The organism is Vibrio sp. 10N.286.51.B11, from assembly GCF_041469245.1.
GTDB lineage: Bacteria > Pseudomonadota > Gammaproteobacteria > Enterobacterales > Vibrionaceae > Vibrio > Vibrio crassostreae_C.
Map to the genome: position 1 here is coordinate 40,667 of NZ_JBFRKI010000011.1, position 26,975 is coordinate 67,641.

At 44.3% G+C, this 26,975-nt stretch carries 23 protein-coding genes; 10 read left to right on the forward strand and 13 right to left on the reverse strand.

Features of this window, described 5'->3' with window-relative positions; genetic code table 11:
- Window positions 1-142: 142 nt before the first annotated feature.
- Window positions 143-1,012: a GyrI-like domain-containing protein gene (locus tag AB4154_RS06495; RefSeq protein ID WP_017061552.1), complete on the reverse strand. Its 870-nt coding sequence runs from the start codon at window positions 1,010-1,012 to the stop codon at window positions 143-145.
- 115 nt (window positions 1,013-1,127) lie between these two features.
- On the opposite strand from AB4154_RS06495, the gene AB4154_RS06500 reads away from it, so the two are divergent.
- The 3 genes from AB4154_RS06500 to AB4154_RS06510 all read left to right on the forward strand — a co-directional run bounded on the left by AB4154_RS06500 (window position 1,128) and on the right by AB4154_RS06510 (window position 3,987).
- Entirely contained in the window at window positions 1,128-2,276 is a 1,149-nt protein-coding gene (locus AB4154_RS06500) for a PLP-dependent aminotransferase family protein (RefSeq protein ID WP_372115558.1), read from the forward strand.
- Window positions 2,277-2,538: 262 nt separating this feature from the next.
- The gene (locus AB4154_RS06505) at window positions 2,539-3,528 is read left to right on the forward strand and encodes a rhodanese-related sulfurtransferase (RefSeq protein WP_372122538.1); all 990 of its coding nucleotides are present in this window, start codon (window positions 2,539-2,541) and stop codon (window positions 3,526-3,528) included.
- 201 nt (window positions 3,529-3,729) lie between these two features.
- Window positions 3,730-3,987, forward strand: a complete 258-nt coding sequence (locus AB4154_RS06510) for a YdcH family protein (RefSeq protein WP_009846137.1) — start codon at window positions 3,730-3,732, stop codon at window positions 3,985-3,987.
- Window positions 3,988-4,077: 90 nt separating this feature from the next.
- On the opposite strand, the gene AB4154_RS06515 is transcribed toward AB4154_RS06510, so the two are convergent.
- On the reverse strand, window positions 4,078-5,340 hold the full coding sequence (locus AB4154_RS06515) for a sensor histidine kinase (protein ID WP_372122540.1): 1,263 nt from the start codon (window positions 5,338-5,340) through the stop codon (window positions 4,078-4,080).
- The gene (locus AB4154_RS06520; protein ID WP_372122542.1) at window positions 5,312-5,980 is read right to left on the reverse strand and encodes a response regulator transcription factor; all 669 of its coding nucleotides are present in this window, start codon (window positions 5,978-5,980) and stop codon (window positions 5,312-5,314) included. Before AB4154_RS06520 ends, AB4154_RS06515 begins: the two co-directional genes overlap by 29 nt.
- An 84-nt stretch (window positions 5,981-6,064) precedes the next feature.
- On the opposite strand from AB4154_RS06520, the gene AB4154_RS06525 reads away from it, so the two are divergent.
- The 3 genes from AB4154_RS06525 (at window position 6,065) to AB4154_RS06535 (ending at window position 10,802) form a co-directional block, all read left to right on the forward strand.
- On the forward strand, window positions 6,065-7,243 hold the full coding sequence (locus AB4154_RS06525; protein ID WP_017107697.1) for a DUF5666 domain-containing protein: 1,179 nt from the start codon (window positions 6,065-6,067) through the stop codon (window positions 7,241-7,243).
- Window positions 7,244-7,345: 102 nt separating this feature from the next.
- Complete coding sequence (locus tag AB4154_RS06530; protein ID WP_170962798.1) at window positions 7,346-7,873, forward strand: N-acetyltransferase; 528 nt, start codon at window positions 7,346-7,348, stop codon at window positions 7,871-7,873.
- Window positions 7,874-8,120: 247 nt separating this feature from the next.
- Window positions 8,121-10,802, forward strand: coding sequence for a hypothetical protein (locus AB4154_RS06535; protein ID WP_372122544.1), 2,682 nt, complete (start codon window positions 8,121-8,123; stop codon window positions 10,800-10,802).
- A gap of 115 nt (window positions 10,803-10,917) precedes the next feature.
- Here the strand turns inward: AB4154_RS06535 and manA are convergent, their stop codons facing one another.
- From manA to AB4154_RS06565, 6 genes are all read right to left on the reverse strand, one after another.
- Complete coding sequence (manA, locus tag AB4154_RS06540; RefSeq protein ID WP_371721724.1) at window positions 10,918-12,123, reverse strand: mannose-6-phosphate isomerase, class I; 1,206 nt, start codon at window positions 12,121-12,123, stop codon at window positions 10,918-10,920.
- 295 nt (window positions 12,124-12,418) lie between these two features.
- Entirely contained in the window at window positions 12,419-13,759 is a 1,341-nt protein-coding gene (locus AB4154_RS06545) for an MFS transporter (protein WP_372122545.1), read from the reverse strand.
- 8 nt (window positions 13,760-13,767) lie between these two features.
- Entirely contained in the window at window positions 13,768-15,264 is a 1,497-nt protein-coding gene (gene uhpB, locus AB4154_RS06550) for a signal transduction histidine-protein kinase/phosphatase UhpB (protein ID WP_372100715.1), read from the reverse strand.
- A complete protein-coding gene (uhpA, locus tag AB4154_RS06555; protein ID WP_017061545.1) occupies window positions 15,264-15,872 on the reverse strand; it encodes a transcriptional regulator UhpA in 609 nt (202 codons plus the stop codon). Before uhpA ends, uhpB begins: the two co-directional genes overlap by 1 nt.
- Before the next feature lie 147 nt (window positions 15,873-16,019).
- Window positions 16,020-17,414, reverse strand: coding sequence for a hexose-6-phosphate:phosphate antiporter (gene uhpT, locus AB4154_RS06560; RefSeq protein WP_372122547.1), 1,395 nt, complete (start codon window positions 17,412-17,414; stop codon window positions 16,020-16,022).
- Between the two features lie 406 nt (window positions 17,415-17,820).
- On the reverse strand, window positions 17,821-18,159 hold the full coding sequence (locus tag AB4154_RS06565) for a DUF1840 domain-containing protein (RefSeq protein WP_017061543.1): 339 nt from the start codon (window positions 18,157-18,159) through the stop codon (window positions 17,821-17,823).
- A gap of 315 nt (window positions 18,160-18,474) precedes the next feature.
- Here AB4154_RS06565 and AB4154_RS06570 point away from each other — a divergent pair, with 315 nt between their 5' ends.
- Window positions 18,475-19,665, forward strand: a complete 1,191-nt coding sequence (locus AB4154_RS06570; protein ID WP_102321386.1) for a GGDEF domain-containing protein — start codon at window positions 18,475-18,477, stop codon at window positions 19,663-19,665.
- A 25-nt stretch (window positions 19,666-19,690) separates the two neighbouring features.
- Here the strand turns inward: AB4154_RS06570 and AB4154_RS06575 are convergent, their stop codons facing one another.
- Window positions 19,691-19,975, reverse strand: coding sequence for a hypothetical protein (locus tag AB4154_RS06575; RefSeq protein ID WP_017061541.1), 285 nt, complete (start codon window positions 19,973-19,975; stop codon window positions 19,691-19,693).
- A gap of 157 nt (window positions 19,976-20,132) precedes the next feature.
- On the opposite strand from AB4154_RS06575, the gene AB4154_RS06580 reads away from it, so the two are divergent.
- Window positions 20,133-21,005 carry a pirin family protein gene (locus tag AB4154_RS06580; protein WP_372122549.1) on the forward strand — a complete coding sequence of 291 codons (873 nt, stop codon included), beginning with the start codon at window positions 20,133-20,135 and terminating at the stop codon, window positions 21,003-21,005.
- Window positions 21,006-21,202: 197 nt separating this feature from the next.
- Here AB4154_RS06580 and AB4154_RS06585 read toward each other — a convergent pair whose 3' ends face one another.
- Complete coding sequence (locus AB4154_RS06585; RefSeq protein ID WP_017057600.1) at window positions 21,203-21,484, reverse strand: pyrimidine/purine nucleoside phosphorylase; 282 nt, start codon at window positions 21,482-21,484, stop codon at window positions 21,203-21,205.
- Between the two features lie 307 nt (window positions 21,485-21,791).
- Between AB4154_RS06585 and AB4154_RS06590 the strand changes: the two genes are divergently transcribed.
- The gene (locus AB4154_RS06590; protein ID WP_017065063.1) at window positions 21,792-22,256 is read left to right on the forward strand and encodes a DUF2850 domain-containing protein; all 465 of its coding nucleotides are present in this window, start codon (window positions 21,792-21,794) and stop codon (window positions 22,254-22,256) included.
- Window positions 22,257-22,654: 398 nt separating this feature from the next.
- On the forward strand, window positions 22,655-25,195 hold the full coding sequence (locus AB4154_RS06595; RefSeq protein WP_136982296.1) for a glycosyl hydrolase family 18 protein: 2,541 nt from the start codon (window positions 22,655-22,657) through the stop codon (window positions 25,193-25,195).
- A 144-nt stretch (window positions 25,196-25,339) separates the two neighbouring features.
- Here the strand turns inward: AB4154_RS06595 and AB4154_RS06600 are convergent, their stop codons facing one another.
- Both AB4154_RS06600 and AB4154_RS06605 read right to left on the reverse strand, forming a co-directional pair.
- Window positions 25,340-26,188: an alpha/beta hydrolase gene (locus AB4154_RS06600; protein WP_136974025.1), complete on the reverse strand. Its 849-nt coding sequence runs from the start codon at window positions 26,186-26,188 to the stop codon at window positions 25,340-25,342.
- Window positions 26,189-26,364: 176 nt separating this feature from the next.
- Window positions 26,365-26,958 carry a TetR/AcrR family transcriptional regulator gene (locus AB4154_RS06605; protein WP_136974024.1) on the reverse strand — a complete coding sequence of 198 codons (594 nt, stop codon included), beginning with the start codon at window positions 26,956-26,958 and terminating at the stop codon, window positions 26,365-26,367.
- Between the last annotated feature and the right edge of the window lie 17 nt (window positions 26,959-26,975).

Here is a 26,975-nt window from a genome sequence, read left to right on the forward strand (position 1 = left end):
GTCATCATTTACTTAGAGTAGATTATCAACAAAGCATCTTTATCTTAGGCCAACTGCATAAAATCGTTAGCTGCTATTGGTTGTGCTAATTTGTCTCAACAAAAGATCAAAGTCTGGTTCAACAAAACAGCACAACCATCGATTAGTAAAAGCTCACGGGAAGGTAGAAATCGAGTTCGAACACTTCATCGGTGTTGAGAAAATGATTCTGATGATAATGCACATACGCGGGAGTCGAGCGCTGTTTGAAACCAGATGTGGGTAGCCACTTTTCTAACACCATACTGATCTGTGGTAGCAGCTCACCATAGCGACCATTCAGTCGAAACACGGCATGCAAACCACCGGGAATCACCATCTGGTTCACGACACTGCGATACTTAATCGGCTCATCAATCGCGATACACGCGACATAACGACACTGATCCATTTCAACCCAAGCAGGGTTTGAGTGATGCAAACCAAATTGGCTCGAAAAATCACGCTGTTCGGAATTCGCCCACGCTTTCAATATCAACCACGCATTGCGAATAGAGCGGTTATAACCCGTATGTCGAACATAGGCCGCCATGCGTTCAGGCACTTCAACGATCTTGGGTTCGGGCAATACTCGCTGCGCCACATTCAAATAGCCCGCCGCCACTTCGGGATCTTTCAAATAGGGTTTTTCTGCTACTTGTAAATCGTGTTTACGCCACTCGCCCGGAGACATATTAAAGGTCGCTTTAAATGCTCGACTAAAAGAAGACACCGAGCTAAAGCCACATTTATGGGCGATCTCGACCACTGACGAGCTGGTATCAAACATCAATTGGTTGGCTGCATACTCCATTCGAGTGCGTCGGATATATTGATGCAACGACTCCCCGACCACGCTTTTAAAGGTGCGATGAAAGTGCTGTTCTGAATAGGCCGCTATCTCAGATAACTCTTTGGCAGACAAAGGCTGACTGATGTCTTGGTGAATATGGAACAGGACATCATTGATTCGCGATATGTGTTGACGTGACATCGTTTAAATAGCATAAATGGACATGTTTAAGAGCATAAACGGACACGCTAGTTTTTACAATTGCCGTGTAATATCAAGCGATAGAATAAAAACGATAAACGACGAGACACAACACATGGAAATCGCACAGTCATTACAACAGATTCAATCTTCATACATTCGAGAGATCCTCGCAGCCGCAAGTGATCCAAATGTCATCTCATTGGCCGGTGGTTTACCGGACGAGAAAACATTCCCTATCGATTTAATGAAGCCAACGCTAGAAAACCTAGCGAACATGCCTGAAGTTTTCCAATACGGTTCTACTGCCGGTTACGGCCCGTTGCTTGACCACCTAACACAAAGCTACCAATTGCCAGAATCACACACGGCAATGATTTGTACTGGCTCTCAGCAAGGTTTGGATTTGATTGCGCGTGCGTATGTCGACCCAGGTGATGTGGTTGTGATGGAAGCGCCAAGCTACTTAGGTGCGATGCAGGTGTTTGGCCTAGTTCAAGCAAACATTGCGACCGTGTCTCAAACTGAATTTGGCCCGAACCTAGATGAACTGGAAACGTGCTTTGCACAGCAATCACCGAAGATGTTCTATGCCGTGCCTGATTTCCACAACCCAACCGGCGTGTGCTGGGCAACAGAAACTCGTCAAAAAGTCGCTGAGCTGTGTATCAAATACAACGTGGCATTCATTGAAGATGCACCATATCGTGAGCTGCGTTTCACAGGTACAGAACTGCCGTTGGTTTCTTCGTTCTGCCCTGATAACTCTATCGTTCTTCGTTCATTCTCTAAGATTGCATCGCCAGGTCTACGTATTGGCGCGGTAACAGGTAAACGCAGCTACCTTGAACCACTGATCAAAGTGAAGCAAGGCGCTGACTTACACTCAAGTGTACCCATGCAAGCACTGCTTGTTGGTCTTCTAAAACATGAAGACTTTGGCGTACACATGGAGAACATTCGCACCCTGTACAAGTCTCGTTATGAAGTGCTGTTCTCAGAGCTAGAGAAACAACTGCCTGCAGATTGCGTGTTAAAAGCCGTCGATGGCGGGATGTTCATTTGGGTTGAGATCCCAGAGTGCGACACCTTCGAATTGGCTAAAACTCTATTATCGAATGGTGTGGCGGTTGTACCAAGCCCAGTATTTTATCCAAAGGCTGATGAAGCAAAAGCTGCACTGCGCTTAAACTTCACTAACGCTAAACCAGAAGAGCTGACTGAAGCGGTGAAACGCTTAGCGGAAGTACTTAACCAAGCGTAATCGCTGATTAAGTAAGACAGATTCAACACCAAGCCCTGCTGTATTTGTACAGCAGGGCTTTTTCGTTCCTCAAACCATAAATCCACAATAAAAAAGGCGTTATATAGCCCTACGTTTGGTTGGTTTTTGTCCCGCACCGCCTTGGTTATACTGCGCCTGATTTTAATAAGCCAACAAGACAGAACTAAGTTGAAATACTCAGTTCTGATCAAAACAGGCAACCGCTCTGGATTTACGTTCCAGCTCGCAGAAAGGAAAAACCATGTCTCAATATGTTGTATGTGCTCTGTATAAATTCGTAGCACTTGATGATTACCAAGAAATTCGCCAGCCACTAACCGACGTGTTAGAAGCCAACCAAATCCGCGGTACTTTGTTACTTGCGAGTGAAGGCATCAACGGTACCGTTGCAGGTAAGCGCGAATCTATCGACGCCCTTCTTCAATGGTTCAAACAAGATTCTCGCTTGGCTGATGTTGTTTACAAAGAGTCGTTCAACGAAGAACAACCATTCAACCGCACCAAGGTTAAGCTTAAGAAAGAGATCGTAACCATGGGCGTTGAGGGCATCGACCCACGCCACGTTGTCGGCACTTACGTGAAACCAAACGAATGGAACGCATTGATCTCTGATCCTGATGTGATTCTGGTTGATACTCGTAACGACTACGAAGTGGACATCGGCACCTTCAAAAATGCTGTAAACCCAAACACAGAAACCTTCCGTGAATTCCCTCAATACGTTGAAGACAACCTTGATCCTAAGAAGCACAAGAAAGTTGCGATGTTCTGTACTGGCGGTATTCGTTGCGAAAAATCAACAGCCTACATGAAAGAGCAAGGCTTTGATGAGGTTTATCACCTTGAAGGCGGCATTCTTAAGTACCTAGAAGAGGTACCTGAAGAAGAGAGTATGTGGGAAGGCGACTGCTACGTATTTGATGGTCGAGTTGCAGTAAACCACCAGCTAGAAAAGAGCGGTTACGATGTGTGTAACGCGTGTCGCCTGCCAATCACTGACGAAGACAAAGCCTCTAAACACTTCGAGAAAGGCGTAAGCTGCCCTAAGTGTATTGATAAGCACAGCGACGAGCAGAAAGCCCGTTTCCGTGAACGTGAAAAGCAAGTTCAACTGTCGAATGCTCGTGGCGAAACCCACGTAGGCGGCAAAGCTGCTCACCTTATCGAGCAACGCAAAAAAGAGAAGCTTGCACACAAAGAGCAGCAACGCTCTGGTAAGAAAGCAAAGTAAACTTTCTGCTTTAAACTCTTATAGTTCTAAACATATAACTATAAATAGTTAGCTATATACATACAAAAGGGCGCAATTTCGAGGATAATCCCACGAGTTTGCGCCCTTTTTTGATCGCTTTACGGCTTTGTGTTTTGAACCACATTTCTTTCGAAAAATTACTTCTATACTGTTAATAATTCGACTAGAGAGGAAGTGCCAATGCTCAATGAAAACCATGCCTTTATCTTAGATTTCCCAGATCTTAAATTAGACATTGTTCAGCTCAACCACGACGACGAAAAATTCAAAGCAGACATGCAGAAATACCACCAACTCGACTACGACATCCGTCAGCTAGAAATCTCTGGCAGCCCTATCGATGACGACAGCATGCACAACCTCAAAGTAGAACGCATGGAGCTAAAAGACTCACTACACAAACAGCTCACACGACATCACGCGCTTAAGATCGTATAACAACTCATATGCTAGTGTGGCTAACTTAGCCACACTACTCTCCTTCTCAATGGGTTCATTTTTTGTAATCGAAACTACCTGCTACCCAACCTAATTATCTACTGAGAAATCTAAGTAAGTACTGAATTGAAGCCCATCATCTTGAGTTTCAAAACTCCAACCCATTCGCTCACAAATTCGTTGCACAATCACTAGGCCACAACCATAGCCAGCATTGTAAGTCTCGTTGCCATCATGACGGTTAGTGATCACTAATTGAGAACCTGTCACCACAATTCCAACATCGCCAATACTGTAGCTAAACGCATTTTTAATTAAGTTATTCAATACAATAGTAATAAAGCTCTCTGGCGCATACACAGTGACAGTCTCTTTGACGTCCAGATCATAACTCGCATCCTGCTTGGCAAACAAAGGCGCCATTTCAAGCAACTGATTCTGAACTTCGACTGCCAAGTCATAGTGACCGAAATAATGCTCATCGATACTCTCTTTACCAAGCAGCAAAAACATCTCAGTCAGCACTCGCATCTGTTCACTCGCTTCTTGCAAGCGATTAATCGCTTTTAACGCAACAGGAGGTTGATTGGGTACTTTAGTTAGCAGCTCTGCCGACCCTTTTATCACCATTATCGGGGTTCTAAGTTCATGAGAAGCAAATTGATTGAACTCTTCTTCCCGCTGAAAAAAACCTGAAATATGATTCTTCGAATCTAAAAGTGTTTGCTCAATATGTCGTGTTTCAGCGTAAGATGTCTCAACTTCAAAACTTGGCTGCTCAGGGTGCATTTGCCCTATTTTCTTTTCTATTTGATTAAGTGGCCTCGACAGCGAGCGTACAACATAGATCCCATACAGAACCATGAAGATGGAGGTTAAGCCACCTAGTATGAGGGTGTAGTTGTGGAGGCTCCTTTCATACTCGTCGAGGTAGTCGTCGGCGTCATCTTGAAACAAGATATACATCAGCCCTTTGCCTGACGGGTGTTCGAATACGTAAAAATGTTTATCTTCTGTACCTAACAGATGTTCATAGAAGCCGGGCTCTTTGTATCGAGCTAACCAATTGGGCAGTTCACTTTCGCTCCAATAGGTTGAAAACTCATTTTCATTCGGCAACAACGCATCTTCGCCAAGCGACTGATATTCAGACGTATAACGGTTAGCTTCAGTGTCTAGCCAGTGATGGAGGCTGATCACTTCCATCTGGTTTTCAGCGATATAAATAACTGTCCAGAAAAGCCCGAACATGACCAAGGTCATCAAGCCAAAGCTGCGGCGGATTTTTCGGTAGATGCTCGGGTAATCGCCGTGGCTTGAGCCGTTATGCTTTGAGTCGGTAACCTTGTCCATGAATAGTCTCTAATCGTGAATGTTCAAACCCTTTATCGAGCGCGTTACGCAGGCCATAGATATGACTTCGAAGTGCATCACTGCTTGGCGATTCATCCCCCCAAACGGAATCAATCACTTCAGTTCTTGAAACAATCGCTGGCGCGTGTCGCATAAGGACTTTTAGTATTTTTAACTGGATTCGACTCAACTTAATAAGCCTACCTTCTCGGTATACCTCGTCGGTCTGCGAGTTGAGAGTAATATCGGCAAAACTCTGCTTTCCAATACCTTGACGTGGTCCTCGGCTTGCCAATGCGTTCAGCCTTAAACTGAGCTCTTGCATAGCGAAAGGCTTAACCAAGTAATCATCTCCGCCCGCTTGAAAGGCAGCGATTTTGTCATCCAACCTATCTTTAGCGGTTAAAAATAGAATTGGCGTAGGGCACTGCACCTCTTCTCTTAACTTTCTAACAGCAGAAATGCCGTCCAATTTAGGCATCATGATGTCCATAATAATCACGTCATAATAATTCTCAGACGCTAACTTCAATGCCGCTTCACCATGATAAGCACAATCAATCACCATCCCTTCCAACTCTAAGTAATCGGCAATGGTTTCTGCAACATTGTGGCTGTCATCAACGATCAAAACTTTCATCGATTTATTTCACCTTTCTTCACGAGTGCTTCACGTTTGAGTTTATAAGATACACCCTCAATAAACTAAATAAAGAGTATATAGATGAAAAAGTTAGCGCTGATTTCGGTTGTCGGTTTAATTCTAACTGGCTGTGGCGGTAGTGACAGCAATAGCAATGGAAGCAACGATAACAACACGCAAGCTCCATCAGCAATTCAAGGTACCATTGACTCTGTTTCTGGCAACACCATCGTTGTGAATGGTTATAGCTATCAAGTAGACAGTGCGAACTATGCAGGCGAAGATGTGGCAATTGCAGACCTAGAAAAGAACATGATGGTTTCCATTTCATCTAATGCTCGTAGCGCTTCAGCTCACACTAACGGAGCTCAAGTTGGTCTTGAACCGACCATCGTTGGTCTTATTTCAGACGCCAACCATAATAATGGCACATTTAAAGTCAATGGCATCGCATTGACCTTTACAGATCTGTCACGTGAAATTGAAAATGGCGATTGGGTTATGGTCTCTTCTTTACCAACCGCAAATGCTGGCTACAAAGTACTTTCTGTTGTTAAGTTTGAACACTCGAACTTAACAGAGTCGGTTGAAGTTGAGGGTTTGATCAGCGATTTAGATAGCAATGCGAAAACATTCAAACTAGGTGCAAGTCTAAATGTCGACTATTCAAATGCCCAAATCGATAACGACGACAGCACCTATGACTTATCTAATGGTCTTTGGGTTGAAGTGACTGGCTCAATTGCTGACTCTGTATTAAAAGCAGATGAAGTGGAAGTCGAAGATTTTGATGAGATCGATAATGATACAGAAATCGAAGGCATTATTACTTGGGTAGCTAACGACAAATCATCATTTGATTTAAGCTACAAAGGTCGCTTTCTTGTCAATGACAATACTCGTTACGAAGACGGCAACAAGTCAAACTTGACCGTAGGTACAGAAGTCGAAGTAACAACGAAACAAACTAATGGCGAAAATATTGCTACCGAAATCGAATTTGAACACGACGATGATTCACAAGATTGGAATGACAATGACATCGATTTTGAAGGTGTGGTTCAGAGTATCGACGAGCAAGCATTAAACTTTGTGATTAAGACAGCCTCAGGCAGTCAAACCGTATACGTTAACCAAAACACTCGCTATGAAGATGGTCTAAGTTTCCATACTTTACATGGTCAACGTATTGAGGCTGAAGCTTACAAGGTCAACAGCCAGTACATCGCAAGCGAAATCGAAGCAGAAGACAACGACTAACGCATAAAACATCCTTGTTATTGAGTTCAGAAGCCATGCACTACGCATGGCTTTTTTGCATCAAAATAATCCAAACGACAGATAAAAACTACCTTTTTAATTATGTTACTGTTTGCTTATTCAAAGGTGTTTGATAAGGATGTAAACAGAGTGGTAATAGAAGAAGAGAAGATACAATTCCAGCTCGTTTCAAATTCTGAATTCGAAGAACTGTTTGCGTTTGTTAAGCAGGGGCTTTTCATACACGTAGATAACGTTTTCGGCTGGGAGGACGACTTCCAACGTAAGCGACTTTTAAACGATTACCATCCCTCTTGGTTTCATTGGATATACCATAAAAACGAAAGAGTCGGACTCGTCTGCTTTAAGCCTTACGGAAACACCTATCATATTCATCTGCTGATCATTTCCCCTCAATACCAAGGTCAGTCTCTTGGTAAAAAAGCCATGTTACTCATCCACAACAAAGCCCATCAAGAACAACGAAACCAAGTCACTCTGTCGAGCTTTAGAAGTAACACTCGCGCCATCAGTTTTTATCAGGCACTTGGCTATCAAATTGTTGATGACAGTGATGCTCACTTTATCACCTTAGCTGCAAAAGTTTATAAAATACAACTAGATATATAATAATTACAATTGATAAGTATGTAAATTACAAGTACCAAACATTCACCATAGATATCACTCGCATATATAACTCCACTAGTTAGATATGTCTCTAGAATAAATACTCCGGCTATTTCCACCACATTCCGCTTTGATACATTTCTCATCAATGGCATTCAATTTATAAATAGTCATATTTATCAATGACATTCTGCCAATTGATTCCAGAGTAGTAAATTTTTATCAATAACTTAATAGGAGAACTAACATGAATGGTCAACGTTCACTGTTAGCAGTGGCAATAGCCCTAGGGATAGCAGGATGTGGTAGCGACAGTTCAAATAGCTCCACAACTGATACTGGCGGTTCAACAGCAACTTCAGCGTCTTTAACAGCAAAGGCCGCTGATGGCTATTTGGTAGGAGCCAATGCGTGTTTGGATCTAAACAGTAATAAAATTTGTGATAAGGATGAGCCAAGTGCCGTAACGGGTGACGATGGTTCGTTTACAATTGATAATCTAACTCAAGAACAACTTGAACAAGGTACTCTGTTGATCGAAGTGGTTGCCGGACAAACCATCGATACCGATAACCCAGGTGTCGTTCTAAGCAAGAGCTATCGCTTAACTGCACCACCAAAATCCGCATTTATTAGCCCATTAACGACTCTGATTCAAAATGAAATAGAGAGTGGTTCTTCGTTAGAAGAAGCTAAAACAGCTATTCAAGAGAAGTTGGGGACAACTCTCGATTTAACGCAAGATTATATCGAAGCCAAAAACAATAACGACTTAGCCGATGCACAAAAAGCGGCTTTTGAAAACCTACACCGCGTTGCTCAAGTTACCGCTTCAGTCATGGCAGAGAACACGGATGCGCTATCAGAAACAGCAGCGGGCGCCGGTATTTCTGTCGAAGCACTCACCGCATTAATTAATGAAGAAGTCACTCGAGTCCTCGAGGAAGTCGTAAAAAATATTGAAGCAGCTGGAGATAACTTCAACCCAAGCGATATTGCTGGCAGTATTAATCGCGATCACATCGCCATTGATGACTCTAATCTCGAAGATAAAATTAAAGAAAATGAGGCAAATAAAGGCTCTAAGCAAGCCGACCTCGCGAAGCTTATCAAAACAGACGGTATCAATTGGTTTGGCGGCGATAATGACACTGGCAAAGATTTAGTAGTTGCCTATGGAACATTGAAGTCTGATGCAGATAACTCAGTTACCGATACCAGTTATATTTATGATTACTTTGCTGAGCAATTTGTTGAGTTTGAATATACCCCTGACACAAATAGCATGGTGTTAGGACAAAACGGTTGGGAAGCGAGCGATGATACCTTAACCAGCATTAAGCCGAACGAAGACGGCAGCTTAACTCTAGAATCTAGAAGCTCGATTTTTAGTGAAGTTGCTAGCGCCAAGCAATTAGATATCAGTGGGCTCAATGTTCGTTCAATCATGGATCAAACGGATGATGAGAACGTTTGGTCTAACATTATGCCAGTAGGTTTAAAATTCCCTGACAACACAACCGCATATAAATTGTCTGTAGAAGACATCAGCGACAACATTTATACCTTTTACAAAGGTGATTGGTGTGCCGAGCACACTCCGGATCGCTATGAAGCGCTCAATAACATGTGTAACGGCATTAGCGCCTTTAAGAATGGCAGCGATACATGGCTTGCCACTTTGGCATCGACCATTGCTGAAGATGAATCAGACCGTCATGACACAGCGTCTAACAATCATGCAGATTTAATTCCAATGGCAGGCATGGAAAATGCTGAAATATTTGCACAGCTGCTCTCTAACGGCACCGTAGTTTATTATACAAGAGCATGGAATTTAGATTCTACATTCTCCAAATTGTCAGAACTCGGTTCGTGGAAAGATGAATCCGTAAATGGCGAGGTATTACGTCAAGTTACGATCCCTGAATCTATCCACTCGCAAGCTACATGGTCTAACTACCAAAAAGAAGATAACTCCGCTTACTTGTCTGTAGTCGAAGGCTTTGTACGTATTACCTTCAAAGAGATCGAAGAAGCTAGTAGTGAGGCTTATATCTTTGACGAAGCAACTAAACAGTTCATTTTGGATAACGCATTAACGCCACAGCCTCTGCATCCTCTGAACCTACAAGCTTGTCTCGACTCACTGCCGGATGCTCAGTTCATCGCTACAGCTAATGACGTTACGGTTTACGATGTGCAACGCACACCTATGTGGGAGCCGGAAGCAGTAACACAGAACCTAACTTATGAGTTTACCTACTTGGGTGACACTTTCTCTTGGCTGAATGATGTTACGTTAGTCACCGGACTTCCAAGTTGGATTTCTAACTTAGCAGGTAGCCTAGAAAAGACGCGTATCGATATAAAAGATTCGCAAGGTGTTTTAATGGGGTATGAGTATTCATATAGCTCTGAAGATCACTATCTAGGTCAAGAGGGCTTTAACTCTGATGACTCACTAGGCTGGGGTTCGGCTAAGGCTGTGTTGCCACTGGCAATTGCTGATAATCAAAAGATTATCAATCAAGTGGTAGATTTCGGTACCTCAACCAATGCACCGCTAACATCACAATATGACTATGAGTATGACGAAGTCAGTGGTGAATTCATTGGGATTGAGTCTCCTGGATTAAGGACTGTATCTGTAGAAACGTCATTAGATGAAATTATCAACGGACGACCTTACTTTCTACCCACCTTCAACTACCAAGAAACATACTTAGGTAAAGAAGAAGTCACTGTACCTGCTGGTACCTTTGATGCATGTAAAGTAGAAAGTGAAACACAATTTGAAAATGACGGACCTCGTGACACTCAAACTGCTTGGCTTACAAACCGAGGATCTATTAAGTCCATTCGAGAGGAACAATCTTGGAGTATGTCGATTAATATGGAAGCAACAAGCTTGCCGACTATTAAGTAATCGATAGGCAACATGAACAAGCCAATATGAATTTGGCTTGTTCTTTTTCGTATTAGCTCTTTAAGCCAACACCCCCATTCACAAAACTTGATAGCATTTCCAGCTGACCACTCCCTTAATTAAACGCCCTAGCCACTCGCCCATTACTGCTCAGTACATAATGACCAATATAAGCTGGGATAAATACCGATTGCCCTTTGGTGAGTGTTAGGTGTTCACCTTTCTGACTCATTAACGTTAAATCATCATCTATCGCCATTAAAATTTCAGCACCGCTTGTGATGACTTCTTCTTGCTTTGGTCGATGAAAAATATTGAAATCAAAGTCACTAACTGGGATATCATAGCGATCACATTGACCTAACTTTGAAGGTGCTAACAACAAGCGTTCGAACGGGATTGGTGTAAACTCTGTGCAGGCAACCAACTCAGCGACATCAATGTGTTTTGGCGTTAAGCCAGCTCGCAGCACATTGTCTGAATTGGCCATAATCTCGAGCCCAGTCCCCTTGATGTATGCGTGCGGAGTGTTTGCATTCAAATACATCGCTTCACCCGGCCGTAGTGTGATCAAGTTAAGCAGCAGAACGCAAAACAAACCGATATCATTCGGGTACTGGTGGCTAAGCTCAGTAACCAAAGCAAACTCAGATTGACCTTGGTGAGCGGCTGCGTAAGCCAGAAGTTGCTCTAATGCTCGGTGTTTACGTTGGTCGTCCAGAGTTAATAAATCACGGAAAAACGCCTCTAAACCTAGAGAATCAAGGTGGTTGCCAAACTCTTCAACTAAACCAGCCAGCTCGCTCGAATTCAACTTTCTGAACAACCCTAATATTTCATCGAATTCTCGAAAGCCATTCATTGCTTGATATTCAGTGATCGCGTAAACCAATTCAGGTTTGTGGTTAGAGTCTTTGTAATTACGATGTCCTGCAGTCAGAGGGATTCCTGCTTGCTCCTCTCTTGCAAAGCCAACCTCTGCTTGGCGCTTGTTTGGGTGAACCTGAACAGACAACGCTTTTTCTGCTGCCAAGATCTTAAACAAGAACGGCAGCTCACCAAACTCCTGCGCAATATCGCTTGATAGATAGGCCGGTTTATTCTTGTTAATCAGCTCAGAGAGAGGCACCAAGTGCTGGTCAAGCTTAACCATTGAGCAACCTTTTGGATGCGCTCCCATCCAAACTTCCGCTTGCGGCTCTTGTGACTCATTCTGAAAGCCAAACAGTTCACGTATCGAAGAAATGCTCCCCCATGCATAATTTTGGATGGTGTTTTCCATTGGGAAAAATGAGTGTTCTGAGAGGTGGCTGAGTGACATGGCGTTTTCCGTAGTGAGCCCTTTGAACACAATTCAGAGAGCTGATTTCTAATAACGTAAATAATTAGAAAGACTACAGAGCTCGGCTAGAACCCACATGAGATGAGGTCTTAGACGCAATAGGAAAAATTCTTAGAAACAGGTGAGACCGATGAAAAGCGTGAAAATAGTCACATTTGAATATCACGAGTAGAAAGCGCTGAGAATAAGATAGCGGCTTGTATCGCACTGATTACAGCAGCGATACAAGCAACAATACAAACACCAGCGACTATCTTGTTATCGAGAAGGCTCCTTAAAAGCCAGAGCGAACCTCTGCACTTTTCTGAGGTGATTGAGCTTGTAGAAAAGGGAGTAGCAGTAAACCGATGACCGCAGCACAAGTAGAGATGGTAATGAAGAATCCACTCCAGCCATAAGTTTCTAGAACGAGCGCTAATGGATAACCCGAGAGTGCTGCACCCATGTAAGCAAACAAGCCAACAAAGCCTGTCGCCACCCCAGCAGAGTCTTTGTGCGAGCATTCTGCCGCCGCCATGCCAATAAGCATTTGAGGACCAAAAACAAAAAAGCCAACGCAAAATAGCCCAGCTGCTTGAAACACAAAGTTGGTTAAAGGCATAAGCCATAAAGCGGATACCGAGAGGAAGATACCAATCGCAAACAGGATGTTCATTGGACCGCGGTTGCCACCAAACAGCCTATCCGATCCCCACCCAGCAACAAGTGACCCAACAAAGCCACCAATCTCAAACAGAGACAAAGCTGCGTTCGCATTGATCAAACTGTAATCGTGCTCTTCGGTTAAGTATAAATTACCCCAGTCGTTAACCGCCGTTCTTACGATGTAAACCAACACATAACTAAAGGCGAGCAACCAAATATACTTGTTGCTGAACACGTAGGTTTTCAGGATTTCTCGATAGCTTAACCCTTGCCCGTGGCTCTCTTGTGCCAACTCTAGATGGTCATTCCGCCACTTTCCTACCGTCGGAAGTCCCATGGTGGTGGGCTTATCACGCAAACGCCAACAAACAATCAGACCAATAAAAACGCCAATCACACCCGGCCAAATAAACCCCGCTCGCCAACTGAATTGCAGCGTCAGATAACCCACAAGAATAGGAATTAGCGCCCCACCCACGTTGTGTGCTGTATTCCAGATTGCCCAGCGAAAGCCTCTTTCGGAGCGAGAATACCAAGTCGTCAATAACTTAGAACACGATGGCCAGCCCCAACCTTGGAACCATGCATTGAGCACCCAAAGCAAGATAAAAGCCGCCAAAGAACTAGAAAAGCCAAACGCTATATTGATCAAGCCTGTCGCGATTAAGCCAAGCCCCATGAAGTAGCGCGGGTTTGAGCGATCCGATATCGTGCCTGAAATAAATTTCGATAAACCATAAGAAAGATAAAAGAGCGTGCCAATTAAGCCAATATCTCCTTTGTCCAAACCAAGATCGGTGATCATTGCGGGCGCGGCATAATTAAAGGTTTTACGAGTGAAGTAAAAACCCGCATAGCCGACATACATTCCTATCATGATGTGGAGACGCCAGTAGCGATAACTCTGGTTGACTTCATCATCTGTTAGAGCATGAGTATTTGACGTAGCTGAGCGCAGAAATCCAAACATATTCGTTCTCACACTTTAGGTAATGTAACGCTGATATTGGTACCCGAAGATGAGCCATTAGCGTTGATTGTCATCTTGCCGCCGAGCGCCTGAACACGCTCTTGCATACCGCGAACCCCCATTCCTTTAAGAAGATCTTGCGCTGTAAAGCCAATGCCATTATCTGTGATCTGAAGGTAAGCCTGGTCACCTAAAAGCAGTTCAATTCTGATTTCGCTCGCGTTGGCGTATTTAGAGGCATTGTTTAGAGATTCTTGGCACAGCCTGAAGATAGTGACCTTAAGCGTGTCACTCAAACACGAGTAATCACCTTGCCAATTTAACTGAATATCAACGCCGTGATCCGAAAACTCCATCTCTCGAATAAGCTGTTCCACGGAATCTTTTAGGTCCAGATCGTCCAGCATCTTAGGTCTTAATTTTGTAAGTAGACGTTTGGTGGTGTCATAAACATTCAAAGATAATGATTCAATGGTACCCGCACAGCGAACGCTCATCTCAGCCGCGTCGACACGTTTAATAATGCTTGCCTGAGTACGAATTGCCGTGATGTTTTGGCCGATTTCATCATGCAGTTCACGCGCAATATCACGACGAACCGACTCTTCAGCGGTAACTAACTGACGTGAAAGGTTTTGATTTCTGGAGAGTTCACTTCGCAATTTGGAGTTGAGATCTTTCTGCTTTTGAACCGCTAAACCAAGCAGTATACCTGTGATGGTTTGAGCAGATAGAGACAAGAGTAAGTCGGTAATTTCGAGTTTGGATGTTCCGCTGTGGGCTGCAATCAACGCGACACTATTTAACATTGTTGCAAGCAGAGCACCTTGCCATCCATAACGAACGGCGAGCAAGATAATAGGGATCGCCATACAGAACGGGGCAAAGCGCCTTAGCTCATCAGGCAAACTGGTTTGTATCAAAATACTGGCGACCAACAACACGCTATATAAAGCAATATGACGGATTTTGAACTCAACGACATTATTGATTAAGTAAGAGCTCAATGGTGCCCACTTGTTTTGGAATAGATAGTTCCAGACCAGATAACACATCGGCACCAGCATCAGTCCGCCAGTAATACTCACCAACCACACCATGTAAACAGCAGAAACATGAGAACCCACCACGGCAACGTTAATAAATGCTGTGACCATGATTAAGCTCGCCATCACTAACAAGTGACGATTCTGGTCACCAGAATAATAACGCTTGGCAATTAGCGTGGCAGGAATACTCAATCCACTGGCGATGAGTATCGTCAGCCATTGGGGTTCATCAAGCAGCAAAGCTAAAGCGATCGCAAGTCCCCACTCTGCAATATAGATGGCAGGCCAATAGTGGGTACGAGTGTGCAGCGTCATTCCCAGTCGAAGTGAAAACGGGAAAAGCAGAATGGCTAACTCAGGGTCATTAATGAAATAGAAGGCAATAACCCATAAACAGAACCATGCACAGCCAGCCATAAAAACCCCACACAGGGAGGTGGCTAGATAGGAACGCATTAGTACTGGTCTTGTGTGAACAATTTAGCTAACTCGACGTTGTTCTTAACATTGAGTTTGTCCATCGCATTGGCTCGATGTACATGCACCGTTTTATGGCTAACTCCTAGCTCTACGGCAATAGATTTTACATCGAGCCCTGTCGCCAATAACTGACACACTTCGCTTTCTCTGCGGGTGAGCTGATTTAAAGAGGCTTTATTCTTCATGGGCGTCGCAAGCTTTATGGCGATATCGGGCGTAAGATAACAGCCACCATTTGCGCTCGTGTGTACGGCTTGGATTAACTCATCAGGGCTACAGCGCTTGCTGAGATAACCTTTGGCTCCTAACTCTAATGACTTCTCAACCATCGCCGGAGAGTCATGTACGCTCAGCATGATACTGGCAATGCCAGATGGAATCTCTTCCAATAAGCTCAGGCCACTTTCGTCTTGCATTGAGATATCTAAGATCACGACATCAGGGTGACAACTTGGCAATCCTAGGCGCGCTTCTGCCGCAGAGTTGAATTCCCCCACGACCGTAATATCAGCTTCAAGACTGAGTAATTGAGCAAAGCCAGATCGAACAATGACGTGGTCATCAACAAGCGCAACATTAATCATGATATTAACCAAAATTAAGAGTAAGAAAGAAAAATAGCCCCAACAGGAGCTATCTAAAATTAAGTTTATTAATAGAGATGATACTGAATCGAACTAACGATTGGTATGATCTCACGTGCTTTAAACCAATAAAGCACGTGAGACTCGCTACGCGTTTTGAGACGCTAAGTGTATTTTCTTAGCGTGGCGAATCTTCTTCTCTTCCGCAACCGCAACGAATAGCAGTAACACGATACAAATGGCAGCTGACGTATCAAGCGCTGCGAACGTGCCTTTCCAACCCGTTAAGCCAAAAATAGGTGTGCCGTCTGCAATCATACCTAGGCCAAGTTTGGCAAAGCTGTCACCAATTAAGTAAGCAAATGTACCTTTCACGCCATCCGCAACGCTGATTGCTTTCTTAGGCACGAAACCTACTGCAGCAACACCAATCAGCAACTGAGGACCAAATACTAGGAAACCAAGCACAAACAGTGATGCTAGGTACATGAACTCACTGGTTGCATGCTGGTAGAACTCTAGCGAAACGATAATCAGGCCAAGCGATACACAAGCAACCAAAGCACGGCGTCCGTTCGCAAGGTCTGACAGATAACCCCACATTAACGTACCGACCAGTGCACCAACCTCAAACAGAGTGAAGCCTGAAATCGCGGTTTCTTTTGATAGACCTAGCTCTTGATACGCATAAACGGTAGACCATTGATCGATACCGATACGAACAATGTATAAGAAGATATTCGCGAAGCAGAGCAACCAGATCACTTTGTTTTTCAGGATGTATTCAACAAAGATCTCTTTCTTAGTCATTTGATTTTCTTCAGCAGCCGTATCTTCTTCGCTGACTTCTTCATCAAACAACTCTTCAACCGTACCTAGACCATAGGCTTCTGGAGAGTCATTACCAAAGCGCATACCAATAAAGCCAACCACAATCGCAATGATTGATGGGAACACGAACATACCGATCACGTTGCCATCAAAAAGGTAGTTAGCACCGAACAGAGCAACACCAGCGGCACCTGCGCCACCCACGTTGTGCGACATATTCCAAAGGCCTAAATAAGAACCACGCTTGTTACGAGGCGTCCATTTAGTGATGGTCGAGTAGCTTGAAGGACCGCCGGTACTTTGGAAGAAACCACTCAACGCATAGAAGGCAACCATCAAGAATAAGCTAGCACTGCCACCGCCCATACTGAAGCTGAAGCCCAACATAGCGATACCAGAAAGGACAAGCATGAATGGCAGGAACTGCTTGGTGTTTTTACCATCGGCATAATAGGAAACGACGGTTTTACCGATACCGTAAGTGATAGAGAAACCCAGACCGATAAGACCTAGATCCGTCATCGATAATCCAAAAGTAGAAATCATGTCGTTTTGCGCGACATTGAAGTTCTTACGGATCAAATACATGGTTAGATAACCAATGAACACGACGAGGTAAGATTGTAGGAATGGTTTAAACCACATTTTTCTTCTAGTTTCGACCGGAAGATCCAGCGTCGGTTTTCGAACCTGATCTAGGAACTTTAACATTGTGAACTCTCTTATTTTTTGTGAGGTCTGCACGGCATAATTGCGGCCATACATTGTTTGTTAGTTGACCGTGAAATAATAAGGAGTCTAAAAATCGACCGCATGAGAGAGGGTCTTAGAATAACTAGGAAAAATTCTTAGTTCAGAATTGGGAGTCAAGAAAGCGTGAACAGCATCACTTTGTTTACGGTCTGTTATGGATTGATATTACGATAACAAAAGTCACTCATTTCAGGGCTGACGAACCTTGTAAATAAACAGAAACGAGTGGATTACTTCACTAAAAAAACACCAGTATCGGTTCATCACCATAAAACGCCATGGTCATGGTGTGTCCGATACTGGTTCAGCATTCATTCTGATTAAAATAGATTCAATAGGCTTGTTACGTTTCGCGTGAATCGTACTACAGTCGCTTGCCGCTACCGTCTTCCCACATTACTTCACATTCATCTTTGATGGCAGCTTTTAATAATTCAACCAGTGGGAACGCTCGACTACCGATATTAACAGGCGCTTCAACCACCTCTTCTTCATTGTCGTCATCAGTATTTTCATGCTCTACGGACTTGCTCTGCTCTGCTGCAATAGCAGCACGTAGATTATCCAGAGCTTGAGGAACCTCTGAAGCATCCATAGCACCTGGGATGGAGCCGCTATGCCCAAGCATCTTGATGAACTGGAGGCCGACTTCACCAAACATCGTGACACTAGCATGAGCTTTACAACTAAAGGTAATTAACATAATGAGCCTTTCTTAATTTTGGTCGTTTACAAACTATGTGGAGTAACTCTCTGGAAAGCAAGTAGATAAACATCAAACAACGGTTACAAGTTTGATGCTTAAATCTAATCTTCTAGAGATGACCAGCACCATCGGTGATATACATCACTATTTGGAATTGATTGAACAGCCTTTCATATGAAACCTTGATAGTAGTCACACTAAATAGACATCTAAGCCTCTGCATAGCTTGTTATTTAATCTACTATTAACACCATTATCAAAAACTTTGGCACAGATCACATGAAAAGGCTCGTCGGCAGGCACCTAGAAGAAATGGCGGACATACGATCCACCCGCAAGCAAAAAATTGTCCACTCCTTTTCACTGACTGCCGCTGCGTTATTCATTTTCTATACTTGGGCTTACTTCGAAGGCGAGCATTACACGCTGTCAATATTCGAATTGTGCTTCGCCATCATTGCCATTTCTAACGCTTTATATGTAAGAAAAGTCATCAATCCTGAGTATTCCGAATTGATTCTGAGTGGTGTTCTTCTAGTTCAGGGCGTCATCCTATTCTTGTACAGTCACGCCATCCCAGATCGCATCCTCTGGCTCTACCCAATTCTGGCCGCGGTCATTTTCATTAATGATTTCAGAATTGGCATAATCTTCAGCACCTCGTTTTGCCTGTTCATCAGCACCTTGATTACAGCAATGCCCAACAATTTTTCTTTACCATTTAACAGCACACACAGATTTTTCCTTAGCTTATTTACCATGAGCTTGGTGTGCCACACATCCGCCTATTACTACACAAAAGCCGTCAGTTATATTCAACGCCTGTATAAAGAAGGCATTGAAGATCTCGCTTACAGAGATCAGTTAACCGGCTTGGCAAACCGTTGGAGCTTTGAACGCTGGGCGACAGAAAAACTAGCCACCGTGGATAGTGAGCGATCACTTACGGCATTGGTCTTTTTGGATATAGATGACTTTAAAGGCATTAACGACAGCTACGGGCACGATGTGGGAGACAGTGTCTTACAGCATTTTGCCAATCGCTTGAGCAACAACATTCGAACCAGAGACAGAAAAAGCCATGAATACGATTATTCCATCGCGCGCTTTGCTGGAGACGAGTTTGTTCTGATGCTCTACGATGTGCCAACTCGTAAAGATCTAGACGGCATTCTAGATAGGATCTGCGGGCTGTTCGAAAGCGGCTGCCAAACAAACGAGAGAATCAAGGAATTGACGTTAAGTGTTGGGGTTGCTTTGTATCCGCAAGATGCCCAAGAATTACATGAGCTGACGAGATGTGCTGATAAAGCGATGTATGTTGCCAAGCATTCAGGAAAAAACCGATATGCTTATTATCACGACAACCCAGTATCGACCCTGATAGAAGAACTACCAACGAGCCTTGTTAGCTCAGCACCGGATTCATCTGAACTTGAAGATTGCTTTGAAGCGAAGATCGAAGGGAACAATGTTACGCTATTAAAAACGCGCCAACGCTAGCCATTCCTATAACGGAGCGGCGCTGCTAACCTGCAAGGTACATAAGCCAAAGACTCACTAACCCGATCATAATAATCCATATGACTTGACGTGTTCGGTTTGGGTTATTCCCTTTAGGTCGCCTCACCACGGTTTTAAAAGCGGCTTGCTTAGCTGACTGAATAAACGGCGCTTCTATCTCACGTTTTTTCACGCGGCGTTTAACTGCGCTGTTTGCAACCTCTGTAAAGCGCTGGCTTTGCTCCGTTGTAAAGTCGTTATCAAAACCTATCCGACCATGCCTTTCGCCATGTTTTTGCTGAACTGCCATAGCGGCCTCCTTGGCGATATACTCTCTATTGAGTATAGACATAATTTCATATTGTTACCTGTTCAAGATTTTCGAATAAGTCACTCAACGCTGTGCCATCTTCTTTTTAAATCAAATTACATAAACTACAGCTATTCAAGTTTATGAGGGTTTCAAAATGACGAATGTAAGAGCAGTAGATCATGTGATTACAGCACATGCCACCTCAGATGGTGATGGCGTCAAAATCCAACGACTCGCAGGTTTTAATAACGCACGTTTCTCTCCATTTTTAATGATTGATGAACTGAAGTCGGATGAAAGCAAAGACTATGTTGGCGGCTTTCCTCCACATCCTCACCGTGGGATAGAAACGCTCACTTACATGCTCCAAGGTCACTTCCAACACAAAGACCATATGGGGAATGTTGGAGAGCTACGCAGCGGTGGCGCTCAATGGATGGCCGCAGGCCGTGGTGTCATTCACAGCGAAATGCCAATGATGGAAGAAGGTGCGCTGCATGGTTTTCAGATTTGGATAAACCAACCTGCGACACACAAAATGCAGCCAGCTCAGTATCACGATTTCCAAAGTGAAAGCATCGCGGAGCATCAAAGTGAACAAAGTGGTTTGTTAAGAGTGATTGCCGGAGGGTTTGAACTGCACAACCAAACTGACAAGGATTCAGAGGCTTTACGAGCGCAGGGTCCATTACAGAAAACAGGTGTGCCATTAAGCGTTGCGGATTGGCGCTCTCATTCTGGGCAAAAAGTCACGTTAGGGACTAATGTTAATCACAATGCCATGACTTATGTGTACCGAGGCAGTATTAAGATCGGCGACAAAGTCATCAACCAAAGTCAACTTTCCCTGCTCACCAAAGCTGAATTGTTGTCTTTAGAAAGCCTAGAAGATTCAGGTGTACTGATTTTTTCTGGTCAGCCGATTAATGAACCTGTCGTGCACTATGGTCCGTTTGTCATGAACTCGATGGAAGAGATTGAACAGACAATTCAAGACTACAACAACGGTGTGTTTGAGACTTACTGATGTCTTGGCTTTGAGCTTTGAAGGTTGAAGAGATTTTGCAACGAACAACGATTTGGTCATCCATTTGATGACTACAAAAACAAGTGACACTATCCACTGCCGGTTACTATCACTTATTTAACCACGCTCCTAGAGCGTGGTTTTTTTCTATTCAATCAGAGACAAACGATGCCCTGATTGAACAAATTTAGATCTGATTACAAATACTCACATAGGTAAGCTGTCGCTTCTTTTACCTGTAGGTCGAATGAAGAGTCACCCGCAACGTCAAAAGACTCACCAGATTGGTATGTCGTCCAATCATCATCGCCAACACGCTTTACAATCAAAGCACCTTTAACAACGGTCATCTTTTCTGGAGCCGCAGTACCAAAAGTGTACTCACCAGCCGCCATTACACCAACACTCACATCAGCACCAGACTGGTTAAACGCTAACGACTTAACGCCACCTTCAAAGTATGTGTTTTCTTTAATCATTGTACTTCCTTGTTATCTTCAAATTGCAATTATTGAGCTCACCGAGTAAGCCTATGCGTAAATTTAGGTGATAATTGTTTTAACCAATTCGAGACTTTCCTACAAGAAATAAATACGCATAGCTTAAGCATTTCTGGAGTTCGCTTTCATTGATAGCGTAAATACTGAGGAGCAAGGCTAAAAACCACTAACGCAACCACATTTATTAGAACATTCGATCCTGCTTCTAACTCTTAGAACAATTTTTGCAAACTAAGGTTTTAATTAATAGAATCTAAAACAATATCAGTCGAAAAATGAAGAGATAATGGCAAAAAAGCCGACTAAAAGCAGAGATCTATTTGCCAACTCGTTACTCTACGGCTTCCTATTAGCTGGCTTTATGGTTGCCCTCACCGCCGGCTATTTTGCTTACCAAGCCCACCAGCAATCTGTCAGCCCAAGCAACGTCTATGGCACATGGATAGAGATTGCGGCGCCACCTTACAACACCGACATCCTGACACTTTCAGAAAACGGTGTGATGATGAATCATCGTCTTATCACTACCTCATTCGATTTTGACGGGAAGATCGTCACGATCAACACTGGCTCTGGAACCACCGTTTACACCATCAGTGGTACTTACGATTCGCCTCGCTTAAAGCGATTAGAGCCAAGCGTACCATCTCAGCAATTTATTAAAGAAGGCTACGAAGATACTGCGACTGGTGATACCCATAGTGTCATGCAACAACGACGCGCTTCCTTAGCTGAGCAATTCAAAAGATAACCCTCTTATCCATACTGCCATAAGCATTCGTCTTCAAGTTTACCCGTCGATCGACCCCGCTCGCTCAACATACTTCACTTTGTGATTCAGCTTCAATCCACAGTATTTTCTTATAGTTTGTCGCACCTTTTCATAACTTCATGTCGTGAATTTTCACTTGTGAGATTTTCCTACTGAAGGATGTTTTATTTTATAAAACATGGACTCAGCCTCTCATTCATTAAGCAACAGAATTGTAACAAGATACAATTTTTTAGTTGTCCATCGAAAACGGATTTATTTTCAGTTATGAAATTAAAACTCTCTCGAATACTGACTGGGAAGCTCCTTCAAAACTGATTGGAGCCGTTTATGGGGCCATTGGGTTCTCGTAATCTTCAAGGAATGAGAGAAATAGTATGATTCGTATAAATACCTGTGCTGCAAGCATTGCTCTAGCGCTATCTGGTACAGCATTAGCTGCTCCAACAGCACCTAGCATCGACATGTACGGTTCCAACAACCTGCAATTTTCTAAAATTGAACTCGCGATGGAAACCACCTCTGGCTACAACCAGATGGTGAAATATCACGACCAAGCGAAGGTCGACGTTAAGTTCAACCAATGGAGCGGAACGTCAGGAAACACGTACAACATCTACTTTGATGGCGTTAAAGTGGCCACCGGCCCAATCACTGGCAGCCAAACCACAGCTTCTTTCGAATACGGCCAAGGCGGCTTATTTGAGATGGAAATCGAAGCGTGTGATGAAACAGGTTGTAGCAAGAGCGCACCTGCTCAAATCACGATCGCTGATACAGATGGCTCACACTTAGCGCCACTTGCGATGAATGTGGATCCGAACAACAAGTCATACAACACAGATCCAAATACGGTAGTCGGTACTTACTTTGTAGAGTGGGGTATTTACGGCCGTGATTACACCGTTGATAACCTACCCGCTGACAACTTAACCCATATCCTTTATGGCTTCATCCCAATTTGTGGTCCGAACGAATCAGTTAAATCAGTAGGCGGTAACAGCTACAACGCACTCATGACAGCTTGTCAGGGTGTTAACGATTACGAAGTGGTGATTCATGACCCTTGGGCGGCTTTCCAGAAAAGCTTCCCTCAAGCGGGACACGAATACAGCTCACCGATCAAGGGTAACTACGCAATGATGATGGCGCTCAAACAGCGTAATCCTGATTTGAAGATCATCCCATCGATTGGTGGCTGGACGCTGTCTGACCCGTTCTTTGATTTCACAACTAAAGCCAACCGTGACACCTTTGTAGCGTCTGTTAAGAAATTCCTTAACACATGGAAATTCTACGACGGTGTGGATATCGATTGGGAATTCCCTGGTGGTGGCGGTGCTGCTCCAGACCTTGGTGATCCTGTAAATGACGGCCCAGCTTACATTGCACTGATGGCAGAACTTCGCGTGATGCTAGATGAGCTAGAAGCGGAAAACGGTCGTACTTACGAGCTCACTTCTGCGATCGGTGTTGGTCACGATAAGATTGAAGACGTGAACTACGGCGATGCTATCCAATACATGGATTACATCTTCGCAATGACTTACGACTTCTACGGCGGTTGGAACAACGTGTTAGGTCACCAAACAGCACTAAACTGCGGTAACTTCATGCGTCCTGGTCAATGTGATGGCACAGGCCTTGATGAAAATGGCGAACAGTACACAGGCCCAGCTTACACCACAGACAACGGCATCCAATTGCTACTTGAACAAGGCGTTCCAGCGAACAAACTTGTGGTTGGTACAGCGATGTACGGTCGTGGCTGGGAAGGCGTATTACCATCATCACTCACCGATCCTAGCGACCCTATGACAGGGGTGGGTAACGGCAAACTGAAAGGTAGCTCTGCGCAAGGCGTATGGGAAGATGGCGTTATTGATTACAAAGGCATTAAAGAAAACATGCTTGGCGCGAATAACCAAGGCATCAACGGCTTCGAATATGGCTACGACGAAATGGCAGAAGCGCCTTACGTTTGGAACCGTACTTCAGGCCAGCTCATCACATTTGATGATGACCGCTCAGTAAAAGCAAAAGGCGCGTACGTTCGTAGCCTTGGCCTTGCGGGTCTATTCTCTTGGGAAATTGATGCAGACAACGGCGACATCCTCAACGCAATGCATGAAGGCCTTGCTGGCGGTACAACAGATCCTGTAAACCGTAAACCAACGGCAGCTGCAGGCGCAGACCAATCAGTTGAAGGCCCAGCCTCTGTTTCTCTAGATGGCAGCGCTTCAAAAGACAGCGACGGTACAATCGCGAGCTATGCTTGGTCACAAGTAAGCGGCACGGCAGTAACGCTGGCGAACGCGAATGCGGCTGTTGTAAGCTTCGATGTGGTTGAAGTCGCGCAACAAGAAGCACTCACGTTCAGCCTAACGGTAACTGATAACGAAGGCGCTACTGCAACTGACACCGTTGTTGTAACGGTAACTCCTAAAGACACAGGCCCAGTCAATACAGCACCAGTTGCTGTGGTTACGGCTCCGGCTGAAGTGAATGCAGGTGATGTAGTCGTGGTTGATGCTTCGGCTTCGAGCGATGCTGACCAACACACATTGACCTTCACGTGGGATGTACCTGCTGGTATCGATGCAACGGTTCAAGGTGCTTCAGTGAGCTTTGTCGCGGCGGAATACACGCAAGATACAACGCTGAACTTCTCTGTAACGGTCAGCGATGGCACTGATACATCGGTTGCGGCTACTTCAGTGAAAGTTCTAAAGAAAACCACAGGCGGCGGTACGTGTACTAACGCTTGGGATTCAGGCGCGGTTTACACTGGTGGCGACCAAGTGACTCAAGGCGGTAAGGTTTGGGAAGCGAAATGGTGGACAACCGGTGAAGATCCAACAACGACAGGCCAATGGGGCGTGTGGAAAGAGATCGGCCCAGCAAGCTGTGCTAACTAAAAATAGGATTGAGCTAAATACCAACTAAGCACCTAAAAGCAAGGCCAACCAGATAATGTCTGGTTGGCCTTTTTAATGTTTGTTTTCTTAGCTTTGAGCTTACGATCTTTTTACTGGCGTCCTACTGACTTGCGCTCGTTGTGCTTAGCCAATTAAGTTATCAAAGCTCTCGAACACTTGTGGGCACTTCATTACTCGCCCGTGGCCCTGTCCTTGAGTCGCAATTAAAGTAACGCGACCCATTTCATTAGCAGCACGCTGAGACACATCAAACTTAGTAAACTTGTCTTGCTCATCATGAACGATGATCGTTTGAGACTCACGAAGCGCTAGCTTTCCATAGGGATCAACAGACTGAATTGGATAGTTAAACTGCTCTTCTACTTCTCCGACTACCGCTTCAAACAGTTTCATTGAGTAACCAGAACGTGTGACGCTGCCAAATAGGTTTTCTAGATAATCCAGTACAGGTGCAATCAGCAATAGTGGCTTGTTTTCCAATTTAACGTGCTTACATTCCAACGCAGAAGCCGTACCCATGCTGTGGCCGACCAAACCAGCTACCTCACCTACCGAATCTAGAATCGCTTCAAGACCGTTCACAAACGCAGGAATATGACCATGTACACCATCGCTGCCACCATGAGCAGGATGATCGTAAGCCAGAGCCGTAAAACCTTTAGCAGCAATATGTTCCATCAGAGGGAAAAACTGACTCGCAGTGCCAGACCAACCATGAGTCAGCACCCAAACAGGTCCGGTACCTAAAGAATAGGTTTTTATAACGCCATCACGACCTTTGATTTCACTCTTGATAAGCCCTTGGGGATCGGCATTTTTTTGCTCGGTACGCATTGGCGTGAGCAGCAGCTTACGTGCGGTTTTCTTCGCATGACTCGGCGCTAGAATGTAATGCAGGTTGGTTGTTGCGCCAATTAAGCTGCGCTTGAAGCTGAATTTGTTCGATGTATTAAAGTAGATTTTGTCACTCATGACCGTTCCTTGTATCGCCATCATCATTGGCGGATCGAGCTCGGCCCTAAAAATCGAACGACCGTGCTATTTGTTAGTGTAAAAAATGGCGATAGCGCTTTTTATGGCTGCTTGCCGCCACTTCTCTTAAAATTTCTTATAAGCCTTAGTTAAACAAAACTCAGATGCTTTGCGAGCTAAACCTCTTTCCAGCTAGCGATTAAGCGCTGTACACCACTCCAAAAGTGGGTGTGGCTCGCTTGTTGGCCTCGTAACGAGTAGAACAAGTTGGCACTCAAGTAGAGGCCGTATAACTCAAAGGTTGCCTGTTTAGGATCTAAATCGGCTCTGAACTGTTTGCTCTCAACCGCTTTTACTACCTGAATCGTCAAGTAATCAATCCACACTGAAATGGTTTTCTGTAGCGCTTTCTGAATCACAGACGTTTCACTGCCCGCATCTTTCCATGCATCAATAAACATGCAACTGCCTTGGAATGAATGGTTCCAGCCCAACCAATTGTCGAGCAGCTGTTTCAATTTCGCTTCAATATCACCATCTCCCAGCTCTCTTGCGGGAATGATGACTCTTTCGGTGAATATGGCGTTGGAATACTCGAGTACAGAGAGTTGCAGGTTTTCTTTAGAGTTGAAGTGTGCAAACAAGCCACTCTTAGACATGCCACACTGTTTGGCTAATTCGCCAATCGTCAAACTCTCAAGCCCGTTTTCACTCGCAAGTGCGAATGCATGACTCAAAATATACTCTTTGGTTATCTTTCCTTTACTCATTATTCACCAAGGATAAA